General features: G+C 30.4%; 16 protein-coding genes and 1 pseudogene. 4 read left to right on the top strand and 13 right to left on the bottom strand.

Annotated features, from left to right (window positions below; all coding sequences use genetic code 11):
• The first annotated feature begins 342 nt into the window (after window positions 1-342).
• The gene (locus tag RWS90_RS03075) at window positions 343-1,704 is read left to right on the top strand and encodes an FAD-dependent oxidoreductase (protein WP_314548521.1); all 1,362 of its coding nucleotides are present in this window, start codon (window positions 343-345) and stop codon (window positions 1,702-1,704) included.
• 51 nt (window positions 1,705-1,755) lie between these two features.
• Here the strand turns inward: RWS90_RS03075 and fic are convergent.
• The 5 genes and pseudogenes from fic to RWS90_RS03100 form a co-directional block, all read right to left on the bottom strand.
• Window positions 1,756-2,363: pseudogene (gene fic, locus RWS90_RS03080) on the bottom strand (protein adenylyltransferase Fic).
• Window positions 2,364-2,497: 134 nt separating this feature from the next.
• Window positions 2,498-2,701, bottom strand: coding sequence for a trp RNA-binding attenuation protein MtrB (gene mtrB, locus RWS90_RS03085; protein ID WP_314083906.1), 204 nt, complete (start codon window positions 2,699-2,701; stop codon window positions 2,498-2,500).
• A gap of 18 nt (window positions 2,702-2,719) precedes the next feature.
• Window positions 2,720-3,280, bottom strand: a complete 561-nt coding sequence (gene folE / locus RWS90_RS03090) for a GTP cyclohydrolase I FolE (protein WP_060914163.1) — start codon at window positions 3,278-3,280, stop codon at window positions 2,720-2,722.
• 69 nt (window positions 3,281-3,349) lie between these two features.
• Entirely contained in the window at window positions 3,350-3,622 is a 273-nt protein-coding gene (locus tag RWS90_RS03095) for an HU family DNA-binding protein (RefSeq protein ID WP_003144688.1), read from the bottom strand.
• A 178-nt stretch (window positions 3,623-3,800) separates the two neighbouring features.
• On the bottom strand, window positions 3,801-4,814 hold the full coding sequence (locus RWS90_RS03100) for an NAD(P)H-dependent glycerol-3-phosphate dehydrogenase (RefSeq protein WP_314548522.1): 1,014 nt from the start codon (window positions 4,812-4,814) through the stop codon (window positions 3,801-3,803).
• 190 nt (window positions 4,815-5,004) lie between these two features.
• Here RWS90_RS03100 and RWS90_RS03105 point away from each other — a divergent pair, with 190 nt between their 5' ends.
• The 3 genes from RWS90_RS03105 to RWS90_RS03115 are packed head-to-tail and all read left to right on the top strand — an operon-like array spanning window position 5,005 to window position 6,051.
• Window positions 5,005-5,208, top strand: a complete 204-nt coding sequence (locus RWS90_RS03105; protein WP_314083913.1) for a hypothetical protein — start codon at window positions 5,005-5,007, stop codon at window positions 5,206-5,208.
• 1 nt (window position 5,209) lies between these two features.
• Window positions 5,210-5,416 carry a hypothetical protein gene (locus RWS90_RS03110; RefSeq protein WP_314548524.1) on the top strand — a complete coding sequence of 69 codons (207 nt, stop codon included), beginning with the start codon at window positions 5,210-5,212 and terminating at the stop codon, window positions 5,414-5,416.
• Window positions 5,417-5,436: 20 nt separating this feature from the next.
• Entirely contained in the window at window positions 5,437-6,051 is a 615-nt protein-coding gene (locus RWS90_RS03115) for a hypothetical protein (RefSeq protein WP_314548527.1), read from the top strand.
• A gap of 43 nt (window positions 6,052-6,094) precedes the next feature.
• Here RWS90_RS03115 and RWS90_RS03120 read toward each other — a convergent pair whose 3' ends face one another.
• The 8 genes from RWS90_RS03120 to RWS90_RS03155 all read right to left on the bottom strand — a co-directional run bounded on the left by RWS90_RS03120 (window position 6,095) and on the right by RWS90_RS03155 (window position 16,270).
• Window positions 6,095-7,288, bottom strand: a complete 1,194-nt coding sequence (locus RWS90_RS03120) for a cobalamin-independent methionine synthase II family protein (RefSeq protein ID WP_314548528.1) — start codon at window positions 7,286-7,288, stop codon at window positions 6,095-6,097.
• Window positions 7,289-7,344: 56 nt separating this feature from the next.
• Entirely contained in the window at window positions 7,345-7,686 is a 342-nt protein-coding gene (gene yedF / locus RWS90_RS03125) for a sulfurtransferase-like selenium metabolism protein YedF (protein WP_314548530.1), read from the bottom strand.
• A 253-nt stretch (window positions 7,687-7,939) separates the two neighbouring features.
• On the bottom strand, window positions 7,940-9,784 hold the full coding sequence (typA, locus tag RWS90_RS03130; protein ID WP_314548533.1) for a translational GTPase TypA: 1,845 nt from the start codon (window positions 9,782-9,784) through the stop codon (window positions 7,940-7,942).
• A 209-nt stretch (window positions 9,785-9,993) separates the two neighbouring features.
• Complete coding sequence (locus tag RWS90_RS03135) at window positions 9,994-11,649, bottom strand: L-lactate permease (RefSeq protein ID WP_314548535.1); 1,656 nt, start codon at window positions 11,647-11,649, stop codon at window positions 9,994-9,996.
• A gap of 537 nt (window positions 11,650-12,186) precedes the next feature.
• Window positions 12,187-12,651 (bottom strand): SsrA-binding protein SmpB, encoded by a 465-nt coding sequence (gene smpB, locus RWS90_RS03140; protein ID WP_314548536.1) that lies wholly within the window; start codon window positions 12,649-12,651, stop codon window positions 12,187-12,189.
• Window positions 12,652-12,662: 11 nt separating this feature from the next.
• A complete protein-coding gene (gene rnr, locus RWS90_RS03145; protein ID WP_314548538.1) occupies window positions 12,663-14,789 on the bottom strand; it encodes a ribonuclease R in 2,127 nt (708 codons plus the stop codon).
• A 94-nt stretch (window positions 14,790-14,883) separates the two neighbouring features.
• Complete coding sequence (secG, locus tag RWS90_RS03150; RefSeq protein ID WP_314083927.1) at window positions 14,884-15,114, bottom strand: preprotein translocase subunit SecG; 231 nt, start codon at window positions 15,112-15,114, stop codon at window positions 14,884-14,886.
• Between the two features lie 76 nt (window positions 15,115-15,190).
• The gene (locus RWS90_RS03155; protein ID WP_314548540.1) at window positions 15,191-16,270 is read right to left on the bottom strand and encodes a TRAM domain-containing protein; all 1,080 of its coding nucleotides are present in this window, start codon (window positions 16,268-16,270) and stop codon (window positions 15,191-15,193) included.
• Between the last annotated feature and the right edge of the window lie 529 nt (window positions 16,271-16,799).

A 16,799-nucleotide genomic window follows, 5' to 3' on the forward strand; every position in this document is an offset into this window, starting at 1 on the left:
TAACCTCTTTTATTTTTATCTTTATTTACTTTATATTATACACTGACTATATAATAAAATAAACGTCAAAAAAAGTCAAATCATATAATTTTATACTTATGTAGTTGTCTGCAACTATCTTTTTCCTAATTTTAAAAAATAAATATTTCACAAAATTGTTTATAATAAGGAACATATTTTCTCACCTAATAAAACGATAACAACGCTCTTCTTATCATTTTTTCAAACATATTATTTTTATATTTTAGCAATATATGTTATAATACTGTTTGTATAATAATATGATAGTAATTATACGAGAAAAATTCAAATATTAAAAAATATTAATCAGGAGGAAAATATATGAAATATGTAGTTGTTGGAACATCTCACTTCGGTTATGAAGCTGTTCAAACTATTTTAAAAAACGAACCTAACGCTGAAATTCACTTATACGAAAGAGGCGCTGGGGCATCATTTATGGGCTGAGGTAGCCAATCTTATTTAGATGGGACATCTAAAGCGTTATCTGAACTACACTTTGCAACAGAGGAGTCTTACCGTTCACAAGGTATTAACATCCACTGCAATAGCGATGTTGTAGGATTAAACTCAAAAGAAAAATATGTTGTTGTTAAAACACCGGCTGGTGAAGAAAAACAATCTTACGATAAATTACTATTAAGTCCTGGTGGAGTTGCCGTTAAACCTCCATTTGAAGGAATTGAATTAGAAAATATCCACACTTTCCGTGGTCCTGAAGACACTCAAGCTGTATACGATTGTATGCAAAACAGTAAAAAAGCTGTTGTAGTTGGTGGTGGATACATCGGTCTTGAAGTTGCAGAATCTTATGCAAAACACGGTATAGATGTAACAATCGTTGACTTCGCACCAAGAATCTTAAATACATACTTAGACCAAGAACTTACTGATATCCTTACAGAAGAAGGGGCTAAACACAACCTTAAAGTTCGTGGTGGAGAAAAAGTTCTTTCATTCAAAGGTGAAAATGGAAAAGTTACATCTGTTGTAACTGACAAAGGTGAATACGAAGCTGATACTGTTATTGTTTCTGTAGGTGTTCGTCCAGATGCATCTTGGTTAAATGAAGAATTGGAAATGACAGAACGTGGTTTTGTTGTTACTAACGAATACTTAGAAACATCTGCTAAAGATGTATATGCTGGTGGGGACTCTACTCTTCTTCCATACGCTCCAACTCGCGGAGAATTACCAATAGCTCTTGCTACTTTAGCTCGTCGTCAAGGTGTAGTTGCTGCATTAAACGCTATGGGTACTAAAACTAAAATGCCTGCGGTAAATGGTACTTCAGCATTATCATTCTTTGATTACAAATTCGTAAGTACTGGATTATCTCAAAACGGTGTTTACCTATACGATGGTAAAGTAGCTTCTAAATATGTAGAAGAAAGAATTTACCCAGACTTCATGAGAAAAGAAAACAATCTGGTTCACATGAAAATCTACTTCGATGAAGATACGCACAGAGTTCTAGGAGCTCAATTAATGTCTAAATATGACGTATCTAGTGCTATCGCAGCTTTATCTATAGCTATCGCATCAGAGTGGACATTAGAACAATTAGCACTTGCTGATATATTCTTCCAACCAGAATTTGACCGTCCATGGCACTTCATTAACGTACTTGCTATGTCAGCTCTAGACTACAAACTTGGTGGAGCAGATAAATTACTATTCTAGTATAATAAAAAAGTTCGCAGAAAAATTTCTGCGAACTTTTTTATTTTGATTTTAAAATAAATCTTTAGAATTATAAACTATATAGCCTTCATAATAATAACTTACATCAAGCCCCTTCATATAAATCTCCATATCATTAATTTCACTTATAAGTGCAGCTCTTAATACATGTTTAATTTCTATATCTCTAATTGAACTGCGTTACATTACTAATAAATAATCCTCTCTATCAATCTTATTCCAATCAATTACCTTTTGAATTTTATTCTTTAGTATATGATCTAACCACAATCGTGCAGCTCGACCATTACCTTCACGAAATGGATGAGCGATATTCATTTCAACATATTTTTCTACTATCTCTTCAAAAGTTCCTTGTGACATTTCATCGATATGATTTAAAGACGAATCTAAAAACATAACTGAAGCAAAACGAAATCCCCTTTTTCTATATTAACATTTCTTACTTTTCCTGCAAAATCATAGATTTCTTCAAATAAACATTTATGTATAAAGGCTAAGGTAGAGAATTTACCTACTTCTTTATTTTTTAGTAACTCATCTGTAAATAATTTAATAGCTTTTTTCTTACTAAGACGTTCTTCTTCACGTGCTAAAACAGAGCTTTCTGTTATACCTAGTTTATTTTCAAGTACCATAGTTCCCCTTTTAAAATGTATTTCAGTATTATCATAATCTATTATATATAACATTTCTTCTCTTTACAATAGTTTCACTATATTTTTTAAAAAAACCTACACAAGCTACTCTTAGCCTGTGTAGGTTCTAAATTTTATTCTGAAATTACTTGATCTAAATTTGATACTATTCTCGCTCTTCCCTGTACTTTAAAGTTTACGATATTATCAAAAATATTTAGAATAATAACTTCTCCCTTATTTAGTATCTCTAGAGCTTCTTCATTATTCGTCTTTTTCGTAATTACTCTTACATTATCAACTTCAGCTCTAATAATAATATAGCTACTTTCTTTCATAATCTACTCCTGTTAATACTATAACTTAATTTTATATTGAATGTCCTTAACTAATTCTGTATCTTCTAAGAAAATACCAGTTTTCTTACTAGTCACTGTTTTTGATCCAATTTTCTTAATTCCACGCATAGCCATACACATATGCTCAGCTTCAATAATTACATACACACCTTTTGGTTGTAGTTGTTCTTCGATTGCATTCACTAACATAAGTGTCATATCTTCTTGAATTTGAAGTCTGCGACTAGCACTCTCTACAAGACGAGCTAATTTACTAAGCCCTGTTATTTTCTTATTATTTGGAACGTAAGCTATATGACATACTCCATAGAACGGTAACATATGGTGTTCACATAGAGAATAGAACTGAATGTCCTTTACTAAAATGGGCTCGTCATTATCTGATTCAAAAAACGTATTAATTTCCTCTTTCGGATCTACATTTGTTTTAGATAATAACTCTTCATACATTTTTACACATCTTTTTGGTGTATCTAGTAATCCAGCTCTAGATGTATCTTCTCCAATATTTTCTAATAGTGTTTTTATAAGTTCTTGTGATTGTTCTTTATTTTTCAAAACTATCCTCCATTTTTATAAAAAAAGAGCTACTAAGTAGTAACTCCTCTTTTTTGAATTAAATTGTTATTATTTAACTGCGTCTTTAAGAGCTTTACCAGCTTTGAAAGCAGGAACTTTGCTTGCAGCGATTTCAATAACTTCGTTAGTTTGAGGGTTGCGTCCTTTACGAGCAGCTCTTTCTCTAACTTCAAAGTTACCAAATCCAATAATTTGGATTTTTTCACCTTTAGCTAAAGTTTCTTCAACTGTTTCTACGAATGCTTCGATAGCTGCAGTTGCTTGTTTTTTTTGTAGTCCTGATTTCTCAGCAACTTTTGAAATTAATTCTGATTTGTTCATTAATTCTTTACCTCCATTATTGAGTAACGGTTCTACCGTTTCACTTATTAAATATTACCACATAAATCGCTAATAATCAAGGTTTTATTAACGAATTTTAAAGTTTTTTAGTATTTTTTCTATATTTTTATTATTAATTTTGATTTTTATAGTTTAATTTATAATACGTAAACTCATTTTATTCAAATTTGTTTAATTCTTCAGCCGCCATTTTATTCATTAAATTGTTAACACAATCTTTAATACTTAAGCCTTCATATAAAACTTTATATATATTCTCAGTGATTGGCATATAAACATCATATTCCTTTGATAAGAAATAGCAAACTTTTGTTGTTCTTACTCCTTCAGCTACCATATCCAGTTTTTCTATAGCTTCATCAAGAGTATAGCCTTGACCAATTAAATAACCACAATTATAGTTTCTTGAATGTTTAGATGTACAGGTTACTACTAAATCACCTATTCCACCTAGACCTAAAAAAGTCATTTCATCAGCACCTAGCTTCTTGCCTAATCGTGTTATTTCGATTAATCCACGAGTTAATAATGCTGCTTTTGCATTATCTCCATAAGACATTCCATCAATCATACCACAACCAAGTGCAATTATATTTTTAAGAGCTCCACCTACTTCGACACCCACTATGTCTTTATTAACATAAATTCTAAAGTATTTATTGTGGAAAATATCCTGAGCCACTTTATTTAATTCTTCGTTTTTAGATGCAATAGCAACCACCGTAGGATTTCTTAAAATTAATTCCTCTGCATGAGAAGGTCCACTAAGTACACCAACACCTTTTAACTTATCCCCATCAATCTCATCAGCTATAACTTCTGACATTCTCTTATTAGTTTCCATCTCTAACCCTTTAGATACATGGATAATAAACTTAGGGCTATCTAAATAATTATTTATATCCCTTGCCACATCCCTCATCACTTTAGTAGGAACAGCTATAACTATTACATCTGCAAATTCGACAGCTTCTTTTAAATTACTCGTTGCCACGATCTCTTCTGGTAAAACAGCATTTTTTAAATACCTACTATTTGTATGATTTTCATTTATTTCATCCCTTGTTTTTTCACTTCGCGAATATAAGCGCAATTCATGACCATTATCTACTACTGCTTGAGATAAAGCAGTTCCCCAACTTCCCGAACCTATCACAGATATTTTCATCATTCTGTCCTCACTAAAAATTATTCTTTATTTAATTATATCAAATTTTCTAAAATTATACATTAATTTTAATTATAAGTATCATAGCTTATTCTCTAAAATTTATTTTAAAATACTCAACAATTTTTACTTTACTATTATTTTCTTAAAAACTATGATATAATTTAATTATAATAATAAAGGAGGTAATTTTATGAATTGGTTTGAAATTACTCTAATCGATGGAAATCGTGGATTAATTAACTTAAATAATATCGTTGATATTTGGAAAGAGCTAAATGCTGAATACGCGACTATTACTCAAGTAAATGGTGATGAACTGGAAGTCCCAGCTTCTGAATACGATAGACTAAAACGCGCATTAGATATGAAAGGTTACGTATTAGGAGGATTCTAGTATGGCTAGATTTTTAAAAATATTTCTTACTTTACTAACAATTACAATTATTGGTTTTGGTCTATATTATTACTTTAATAACAATTCTACTGATGATAATAAAGTAGATGACAAAACTAATATAGAAAATACAGTAAAAAATGAAGCAGGATCTCAAGAAAATATTGAGGGAACTGTCATTGCTAAGCGTAGTACTGAAAACAATTAATTTTGTGAAAGGATAATACTATGAAAAATAATACTATAAAAAAAATTACAAGTGTATTTCTTACTTCTGCATTAATTTTCTCTACAATTAGTGCATCGAGTGTTAATCTAATTGAGGCTAAAGGAACATCAGCAAGACCAAGTGCTCCAAGACCTAGTTCTAAACCTAGTACATCTAAACCATCAAGCACTAACTCAAGTTCAAAACCTAGTAGTTCTACAGCAAGCAGTAAGCCACGTACAAGTTCTACAAAAAACTTTACAAAAAACTCAGGTGGCTCATATAATAAAGATTATAATAGCTACAATAATCAAGGATATAAAAAACAATATACAGATTATATAAATAATAATTATAGAAGTAGTGGTTTCTTCTCAGGAAGCAGCATTACTAATATGTTACTATGGTATACATTATTTAATTCAGCGACTTCACATAATCACATCCATGCTAGTGATCAACAAAAAGAATTAGTAGATAATGTAAAAGATTCAAAAGTTCCTGTATATATGTTGGAAATTAAGACTAAAAACGGTGAAACAAAATATGTTTCTGTTACTAAAGAACAATATGAAAAAGTTAAAGAAGGAGATAATATCTCTTTAAAAGATGGTAACTTAGAAATTAAAAATTAATAATAATTAAATCCCAAGGATTCAATATCTTGGGATTCAATTATTATTTGCAATATTTTTCTCGTAAAACTCTTGAAGCCTCTACCATATTTTCTAATTTTTTTTGAATTATAGGATATGGATTTAACGGTCTTTTAGAAAATGTAGCGAATCCACAGTCAGGATTTAGCCATATATTTTCAGGTGGCAAGAATTCTAATACTTTTTCTACATTTCTTACAATCTCATCAACTGTTTCAACTCTATCACTTCTTGGATTTATACATCCAAAACCTAAAATGATTTTTGTATCTAGAAAATTATTATAAAACAATTTTTCCACTTCTCCTGCTCGAGGCGTTGAAAATTCTAATGCCAGCATATCTACTTTAAGAGAATCGAAAAATTTTCCAAGTTTATCATATTCCCCTTCAAGTAATACATTTTCATCTTTTGTCCAGTTCCCTCTACATACATGCATAATACTCATAACATCGTCATGAGAATTTATTTCATCTAACACTTCTATTAATAAATTTTTAGCAAACTTTAACTCTTTGTCAACCTTGACTTTTTCCGATAAAGCACCTCAGTAAAAGGAATTATCTGATTTAGAATTAGTAAAGACGACTTCTGACAATATCGGTTCATCTATCTGGATAATCTTTACTCCTTCTTTTACTAATTCTTTAATTTCATGACGTAAAAGTTTTACTACATCTTCTCCTAATTCATTTCTACTATCGTATGAATTTCCTGTAATTTCTTTTAACCACATTGATCTAGTTAGTAGATATGGACTTGGTAATGTACATTTGTAATGATCTACCGAACTATCCTTAAGCACTTCCACTTCTTTTATATTCAATCTAGCTTCTGTATTTATTTTTTCAAAACAAATAGGACTATTCATACTATTATCTGAAGCATCCATTTCTTCCAAACTCTTACTAAAGTTTTCATTATTTCCAGTTAATTCTTTCAATTCCTCTAGCGTTAGTAGTTTAACACCATCAACAACCTCTCCTATATAACTCATATAATTATCTCGATTCAGCTCACCACTAACAATAACCTCTATTCCACATTTTTTTTGAAAAGAAATTACTTTATTAGTTTCTTCAATGTACTTTTGTAAATATACTTCGGTATATTTTTCACTTTTATTACAACTCTCTTTTAGTAGTAATAATTCTCTAGACCTAGGTAAACTACCTATTAACGTTGTAGTAAAAGGTTTAAACAAATTCCCATCCATACTTAATACCTCCATTAAAAAAGGCTAGAGAATTTGTTCTAGCCTTTAAAATAATACTATGGTTCAACAACTAGTTCACTATTTGATAAAATATCAATTACTTCTGACATAGTTGTAAGTCCACCAACTTTTAAATAATCTGTCAAATCATAATAGTCTACACAAATTCCACATGAAAGTATTTTAACACCTCTAGATTCTAAATCGCTCAAATCTTCAAGCGCTTCAGATCCTTTAGCTGTATATTTTACCCCTTCACCATAAAATATAATATGTGCTGGTAAATGCTCTTTTTGAGCTAGTGTGTGAATGAAACCTTTCATAAGGTTATCACTTAATTCTTGTTCCCCACTACCCATTCCTGTAGATTTTATAACAACATCATATTTTTTTGACATAATTATGCCCCCTTAGTTTTTATAATATTTTTATAGAGTTATCTCTAATACATATTATATCATCATATACAGAGTTAATCTACATTAAAATTAAATAAAGAAAAATAATTATATTTTAAAACATAAAGATTCTATTAAAATAATTAATTTAAATCTCCATAAATTAATACATTTTTTCTATAAATATACAATAATTTTTCTTTACAAAAAAAACTTTCGAAATAGTTACCTACTTCGAAAGTTTCTTTAACTTCTACTCTTCTGAATATTTAGCTTTACGAGCCGCTTTTTCACGAGCTGCTTTATCTAATTCTTTCTTACGTAGACGAATTGACTCTGGTGTTACCTCTAAGTATTCATCATCACTTAAGTATTCAAGACTTTCTTCTAAAGTCATAATACGAGCTTTTTTAAGTGTTACTGTTTGATCCTTAGTAGAAGAACGTACGTTTGTTTGAGCTTTAGCTTTAGTAATGTTTACTGTTAAGTCATTCTCACGGCTATTTTCTCCAACAATCATACCACCATATACATCAGTACCTGGTTCAATAAATACTGTTCCACGATCTTCTAAACTTGAAATAGAGTATGCTGTAGCTTGACCGTTTTCTAATGCTACTAGCACTCCATTACGACGTCCACCAACACGTCCTTTTTGCATTGGTTGGTAAGAATCGAATGTGTGGTTAATAATACCATATCCTTTAGTCATAGACATGAATTCTGTAGAATATCCGATAAGTCCACGTGCTGGAACGTTGAAGATAAGACGAGTTTGACCATTACCATCAGCTTGCATATCGATCATATCACCTTTTCGTTGACCTAACGATTCAATTACTGCACCAACACTTTCATCTGGTACATCAACTTGAACACGCTCAACTGGTTCGCAGTCAACTCCATCAATGTTACGAATAATTACTTCTGGTTTAGATACTTGAAGTTCAAACCCTTCACGGCGTAAGTTCTCGATTAGGATTGATAAGTGAAGCTCACCACGTCCACTTACTACCCAAGAATCACTTGTATTAGGTTCAACACGTAAAGAAACGTCAGTTTCTAATTGTTGCATTAATCTATCTTCTAATTTACGAGCTGTAACAAATTTACCTTCTTTACCAGCAAATGGCGAGTTATTTACTAAGAAAGTCATTTGTAGTGTTGGTTCGTCAATATGTAACACTGGAAGCGCCTCTTGTTGATCTGTTGGACATACAGTTTCCCCAACGTTAATATCATCCATACCACTTACGGCAACGATATCCCCAGCAAAAGCTTCTTGAATTTCTTCACGTTTTAATCCAAAATAACCAAAAATTTTAGTTACACGGAAGTTTTTAACAGTACCATCAAGTTTCATAAGAGAAACTGATTCTCCGACTTTCATACTTCCACGGAATACACGTCCAATACCAATACGTCCAACATAGTCATTATAGTCTAATAATGCTACTTGGAATTGAAGAGGTTCATCTCTATTATCTTTTGGTGCTGGAACATAATCGATTACTGTTTCATATAAACATTGCATGTTTTCTTCTTGAGCACTTGGATCACTTTCTAAAGATGCTGTCCCATTGATAGCTGAAGCATAGACAACTGGAAATTCAAGTTGTTCATCATTCGCTCCTAATTCAATAAACAAATCAATAACTTCATCTACTACTTCTTCTGGTCTTGCAGAGTCTTTATCAATTTTATTAACAACAACGATTGGTTTTAAGTTTTGTTCTAAAGCTTTTTTAAGAACGAAACGTGTTTGAGGCATTGTTCCTTCATAAGCATCTACTACTAAAAGAACACCATCTACCATTTTCATGATACGTTCTACTTCTCCACCAAAGTCTGCGTGCCCTGGTGTATCAAGAATGTTAATTCTTTTACCTTTATAGTCGATTGCTGTATTTTTTGCTAAGATAGTAATACCACGTTCTCTTTCTAAATCGTTAGAGTCCATAGCTCTTTCTTCTACGTGTTCATTTGAACGGAAAATTCCTGATTGTTTTAATAATTCATCAACCAGTGTAGTTTTACCATGGTCAACGTGAGCTATAATAGCAATATTTCTAACATCATCTCTTAATTGTACTGACATTTTTTTCTCCTTGTTCTTACTTTATAAAACATATATAGCACTTTATCTATATATTATTTAATCTAACTTATCAATAATACCACTATTTTCCTATATTGTAAACAAATATACTAACAAAAAAACTTATTTTAAAAAAAATTTTTTCGCTAAACTATCATAAATAAAAAGGAGACCGAGTATATCTCGATCTCCAGTTAATATATTTCTTATTATGGGTGTACTGGAATCATCCATCCAAGTACTCCTGTTGATTGAAGGGCGATAATACCACACACAATGATTAATAGGATGAAGCTGTGTTTTACAGTAAATTTAAGTAATTCTGGTTCTCTTCCTACTAATCCAACCGCTGCTGCTGCAACTGCGATAGATTGTGGAGAAATCATTTTACCTACTACTCCTCCAGATGCGTTAGCTGCTACTGCTAATAGTGGATCCATTCCAACTTTACTTGCTGTAACTTGTTGTAGTTTAGCGAATAGTAAGTTAGCTGATGTGTCAGAACCAGTAATGAATACTCCAATCCATCCAAGTGCTGGAGAGAAGAATTTAAATGCTGCTCCTGTTGCTGCTAAGGCATACCCTAGAGTATTTGACATACCAGATGCATTCATAATGTATGCAAATCCTACTACGAATGAGATTGTTAATAATGCAATTTTAACTTCATTAAATGTTTGAATAAAAGTTTCAAATGCATCTTTCCAACTAATTTTAATGATAAATTTAGATACTAATGCTGCTACTAAGATTGCTGTACCAATAGATCCTAGAATATCTAATTTAAATACTGCAGCGATTTCTTTACCAGATACTGAGCTTACAATATTATTGTGAATAAATGGTACTTTAGGGTTTAAAGCAATTGTTTTGAAGAATGCTTTAGAAGATTTCATAGTCCATAAGAAGATGAACACTGTTAATACTACGAACGGTGACCAAGCTACTAAAACTTCGTTTAAGCTGTGTTTTTCTGTAGCATTTGATTTAACGTCAACATCTTTTTCATCAGCAAATCTCCAAGTTGTTTTAGGTTTCCAGAATTGAAGTAAAACAACGATTGAAACTAATGATACTAACGAAGAAAGAATGTCAGGTAATTGTTCTCCCATGTAGTTAGAACTAATAAATTGAGCAATTGCGAATGATCCACCAGATACTAATAATGCTGGCCATACTTCTAATGTTTTCTTGAATCCTGCCATGATTAATACTAAGTAGAATGGAATGAAGATAGACACTAGTGGTAATTGACGTCCAATCATCGCTGCGATTTCTGCCGCTGCAATTGGAGAACCATTTGCATAAGTTGCTAATCCATCCATTGCTGTAACCGGCGCTCCTACTGCTCCGAATGCTACCGGTGCCGTGTTAGCAATCATACATACACCAGCTGCGTAAAGTGGTTTAAATCCTAATCCTACTAGTAATGAAGCCGTGATAGCTACTGGTGCACCAAATCCTGCTGCTCCCTCTAAGAAAGCTCCGAATGAGAATGCAATGATTAATGCTTGAATACGACGGTCATCAGTTAATGAAGTAATACTATCTCTGATAATATCGAAGTGACCAGTTTTAACTGTCATTTTGTATAAGAACACTGATGTTAAGATAATCCAACCGATAGGCATAACACCATAAACCATACCGTGAATTGTTGAGAACGCTGCGAATTGGAATGGCATTTTGAAGAATAAGCATGCAATTACAATCGCCACTATTAAAGTTAAAAGTCCTGTTAACCACCCTTTAACTTTGAATCCAGCTAGTGTTACTAAGTAAAACACAATCGGGATTAATGCAACAAGTGCAGAAATATATAAATTATCAGCCACCGGCTGTAATAACTGAGTGAATTTTTCCATAAATACACTTCTCCTTTATATAAATATATTTTGTTTGATTCGTGAAAATCTATTACTATAAACAACAAAGTTATATATTAACTAACAATCAAATATTGAAAAAAATCTTTCTTAGTTTATCCTTCTAATATATTCTTGATTTTCTCTTTCAGATATATAACAGTTTTTTATCTGTTTCATTTTTTACTATTTATATATGTGAACTATTTAACATTTGATAGTATTTATTTAATGATTTTCTTGTTTACATTAAATATTGTAGCACGCTTTCATTTAAATGTAAAGCGTTTTTTTAGTTATTTTTACAATATTCTTAAAAAATCCCTTTATATCAAAGAAAAAAGGATATATTTTTTTGAAAAAACACCTCTCATTTTTTTATAACAGTTATTCATAACTTTCTAATTATCAATTATTTATTATTTAAAACATCTTTTTTCTAACCTATATTTTTTTGTTAATAATAAAAAATATACATCGCTTAAAATTTCTTGCGATGTATATTTTTCTACATATTATAAAATAAAAAATCGTTTTTTAATATTTTTGTTTATCTTTAAGTACTCTGTTAATTTCCTTATTAGCTTCTTTTTGCTTTAATACATGACGTTTGTCATAATTTTTCTTCCCTTTAGCAACTCCTATTAATAGCTTTGCATAGCCATTTTTGATATAAAGTTTCAACGGAACAATACTCATTCCAATTTCATTTTGGACACTACTTAATGAAGCAATTTGTTTTTTCTTTAACAATAATTTTCTTACTCTTAATGGTTCATGATTAAATCTATTTCCTTCTTCAAAATGTGAAATGTGCATATTATAGACAAACATTTCCCCTAATCTTGTTTGACAATATGAATCTTTTAAATTTATTCTTCCTCTTCTAATTGATTTAATTTCTGTACCAGTTAAAACTAATCCTGCCTCATATGTTTCTTCTATAAAATAATCATGATTAGCTTTTTTATTTTGAGCTATTACTTTTATTTCTTTATCCATAATCTCATCCTCTATTTTTTACTAATTAATGATTTGTGTTTTAATATTTTAAAATCTATTTCTTGATTTTCTAAATCCACATTTGCTACTTTTACAATTACTTCATCACCAAGTCTGTATATTTTTTTCTTTCTTCTACCAATTAATATCATGTTTTTTTGATCATACGTATAATAATCATCGTTCATTGCCGTAATATGAACTAAACCTTCGATATTACTTCTTTCAAGAGTTATAAACACCCCAAAATTAGTAACGCTTGATATAATACCCCTAAAAGTTTGTTCTTGATACTTAAGCATATATTCACATTTTTTCATTCTATCAACTTCTCTTTCACAGTCAACTGCTCGTTTTTCATACTCCGACGAACTTTCTGCCAAATCTGGCAATTTCGTAAGGAACTTGTCTACAGTCTCATCCGACACATCACCATTAAATAAATATGTTCTAATCATTCGATGTACCAATAAGTCAGGATAACGTCTAATTGGTGAAGTAAAGTGTGTATAATACTTAGTAGCAAGTGCAAAGTGCCCTATGTTATTAACTGAATATCTTGCTTGATTCATAGTTCTAAGAAGAATCGTTGAAAGCATAGTTTCTACAACCTCTCCCTTGAATTTTCTAAGCATATTAGCTAAAATATAAGGTTCTATCTCCTCAATTTTACCTTTTGTTCTATAACCAAGACTTGCAGCAATATCAAAAAATTGTCTAAGTTTCTCTATTTTAGGTTCTTCGTGGATACGATAAATGAATGGTACTTGCATCCAGTAAAAATGCTCTCCAATTACCTCATTAGCACTTAACATGAAATCCTCAATCAATCTTTCAGATATACCTCTTTCACGCAGTACAATATCAACAACTTCACCTTGTTCATCTACAACTACTTTAGATTCAGGTTTATCAAAATCTATAGCACCTCTTGTTTCTCTATTGGCACGAATTTTTGTTGATAATTCTAATGCTGTCTTCAACATAGGAACGTAATCTTTATACTCTTCAATTACTTCATTATTTTCTGCATAGACTTCATTAACTTTTTTATAAGTTAAGCGTCCTTTAGATTTGATTACTGCTGGATATATATCATAACTTTCTGGATTTCCTTTGCTACTAAAATCAATATCACAACAAATTGTGTATCGTAATACGTGAGGATTTAAAGAACAGATATTATTAGACAATTTTCTTGGTAACATTGGAACAACTCTATCTGCAAGATAAACACTACATCCTCTATTAGCTGCTTCTTTATCTAGCGGGCTATCTTCAGTAACATATCTACTTACGTCGGCTATAAAGACTTTTAGTCTATACCCTTTTTTAGTTTTCACAACAGAAATAGCGTCATCTAAGTCTTTAGCATCATCTCCGTCTATTGTAACCACCATTTCATTAGTACAATCTCTATATTTATCTTCAAGCTTAATCTCTTCACTAATATCCTTAGTTTGTTCTTCTACATCTTCAGGAAATTCATGTGGAATACCATGTTTATAAATTACTGAAAGAATATCTACACCAGGATCATCCTTATGACCAATTGATTTTATGATAATCCCTTTATGATCTTCAAAACTAACCTTTGAATAATCTGTAATTTCTACTAACACCTTAGTTCCATCAACTAAATTGAAACTTTTTGCATTTGTTATTTTAATGTATTTTACTATATTTTTATCATCACTTTTTACAAAAGAGAAAAATTTAGCATTAGTTAATGTACCGACTGTATACTTAGTATTTCTTTCTAATACTTTTTGAACAATTCCTTCTAAATTACGATCATCCTTATAAACACTGTCTACTTTTACTAATACTACATCTCCAGTCATCGCACTTTGTGTAAATCCTTTAGGTATATATACTTCTATACCTAAATCAGCAGAATAAACAAATGCAAAACCTTTTTGATGTAATCTAATTACTCCTTCTATTTCTAATGCTTCTTTAACGTAGAGAAACTTCTCATTGGGAAGTTGCGTTATCGCTAGTTTTCGTTCTAATTTACCAACATTTTTTACAAGTTCCACAAATTCCTTTGCCGATTCAATATTTAATCTTTCTTTTAAGTCCTCAATACTCAATATTTTTTCTTTTTTGAATATATTTTCTATTTTTTCTAACATATAATCCTCCTTAAATTAGATTATACAACATACAATTATTTTCTATAAAAATAAACCTAAAATGAATTTACATTTTAGGTTTATTATGTTTAGTTTATAATTTTAACCAAGTAAGACACACTAGTGATATAAAAAATATTAGTCCTAGTACTACTGTAATTCTTTGTAAAACTAATTCAGCACCTCTTACTTTTTGTTTTCCAAACAGTTCTTCTGCTCCACCAGTTAATCCAGATAAACCTCCAGATTTACTTTCTTGTAGTAATACTACTATAATTAACAGAATACTGCTCACTATTGCCATTGTCATTAAAAAAGTGTGCATACTCTCCTCCTAAAATAATCATTCGTTAATACAATACAATTTATATTACCATATTTTTTCAAAAAAAGCAAATTTATTAAATAATTTTAGTGAAGATAATTCTTCCTGAAGATGTTTGTAATACACTTTGAACTTCAACTTCAACTGTTTTTCCTACAGAACGTTTACCATTTTCTACAACTATCATTGTTCCATCTTCAGTGTAAGCTACACCTTGATTATTCTCTTTACCTTCTCTTAATACTTGAACTTTTAATCTTTCACCTGTTGTTAACATTGGCTTAACCGCATTGCTTAAATCATTTACATTTAAAACTTTTATTGATTGTAATGTAGCTAGTTTGTTAAGATTATAGTCTGTTGTGATAATTGCACATTTGTATTTTAATGCATAATCTATTAAAAGATTATCTACTCCTTTGTGCTCATTATAGTTATATTTATTATCAATTTCAAGATCAATTTCTTTCATTTTTTGTAGCTGTTCAACACAATCTAAACCTAAACGACCCTTTGCACGTTTTAACGAATCTTCAGAATCAGAAATTAATTGAAGTTCTTTTAGTACAAACTCTGGAACTATTATTTTCCCCTCTAAAAATCCTGTCTTAGCAACATCTTGAATACGAGAATCTATTAGAGCACTAGTATCTACAACCTTAGCTACTACTTTCTTAGTTTTCAATTTAGTTTCTTTTTCTTTTGGTTTAGATCCAAATTTAAACGCTGTAAGTATATTTAAAAATTCTCCTTCTCGTCTATATCCCAATACTAGTCCTAAATATCCAAAAACAATATAAATTACAGCTGAAATAATTCTTCCCATAATTCCAGCACCAGCAATTACATCTACTCCTGATGAAAGTAGGCTGGCCAGTAATAATCCTAGAATCAATCCTATTGTTGTGAATATAATTTTTTGAATTGGTGTTTTTGATAGACGATCTTCTAGTCTTTTTAACATTGCTACAAACTTATCCGAAAATAATAAAGACATTAATACAAAAACTATTGTAGTTCCAATTGTAACAATAAGTCTTAACATCGTCTCACTCATTGATGTAAATATATTATAATATATCAATGCGTTTGTTGAAAGTGTTCCTATAGTTATTCCTAGAAAAAAAGAAATAATTATTAAAGCTTTTTTCAACATAAATATCACTCCTTTTATTATTTAATTGTAAATATAAAATTATTAAAAATTCATTAATAATTTTTTATTATATATCCAATATAATGGGATATATAACATCTCTTCTATTTATTCTACTACATAATCCTTAAAATTAACATAAGAAAATTTGAAAAATCTAATTTTTTTAAATCTCACTTAATATTTAGTATCCTAAAAGACGAATAAGGATGACCCAAAAGACCTAAATTTTAACAAAGTGTATATAAGAACTCATAGACGCAGTGGTTTATTGATATCTAAATTCGCTTAATAAAAGCTTTTTAGATATCTAATAAACTATGCGGGGGTGACTCAACAAAATCGATTTCTCCGAAATCACGATTTTTGAGTCACTCCCATTCACCTATATTTCAGTATTAAAACACACTACTAAAAGCAATATCTAGACACTCTCGTATATCTTTCACCGGTATTATTTCAATTCCTTCAGGAAAATCAGAATTTTTCATATTTCCAACTGGAACTATTACGCGTTTAAATCCATGTT

It is taken from the genome of uncultured Gemella sp., from assembly GCF_963529685.1.
Classification (GTDB): domain Bacteria; phylum Bacillota; class Bacilli; order Staphylococcales; family Gemellaceae; genus Gemella.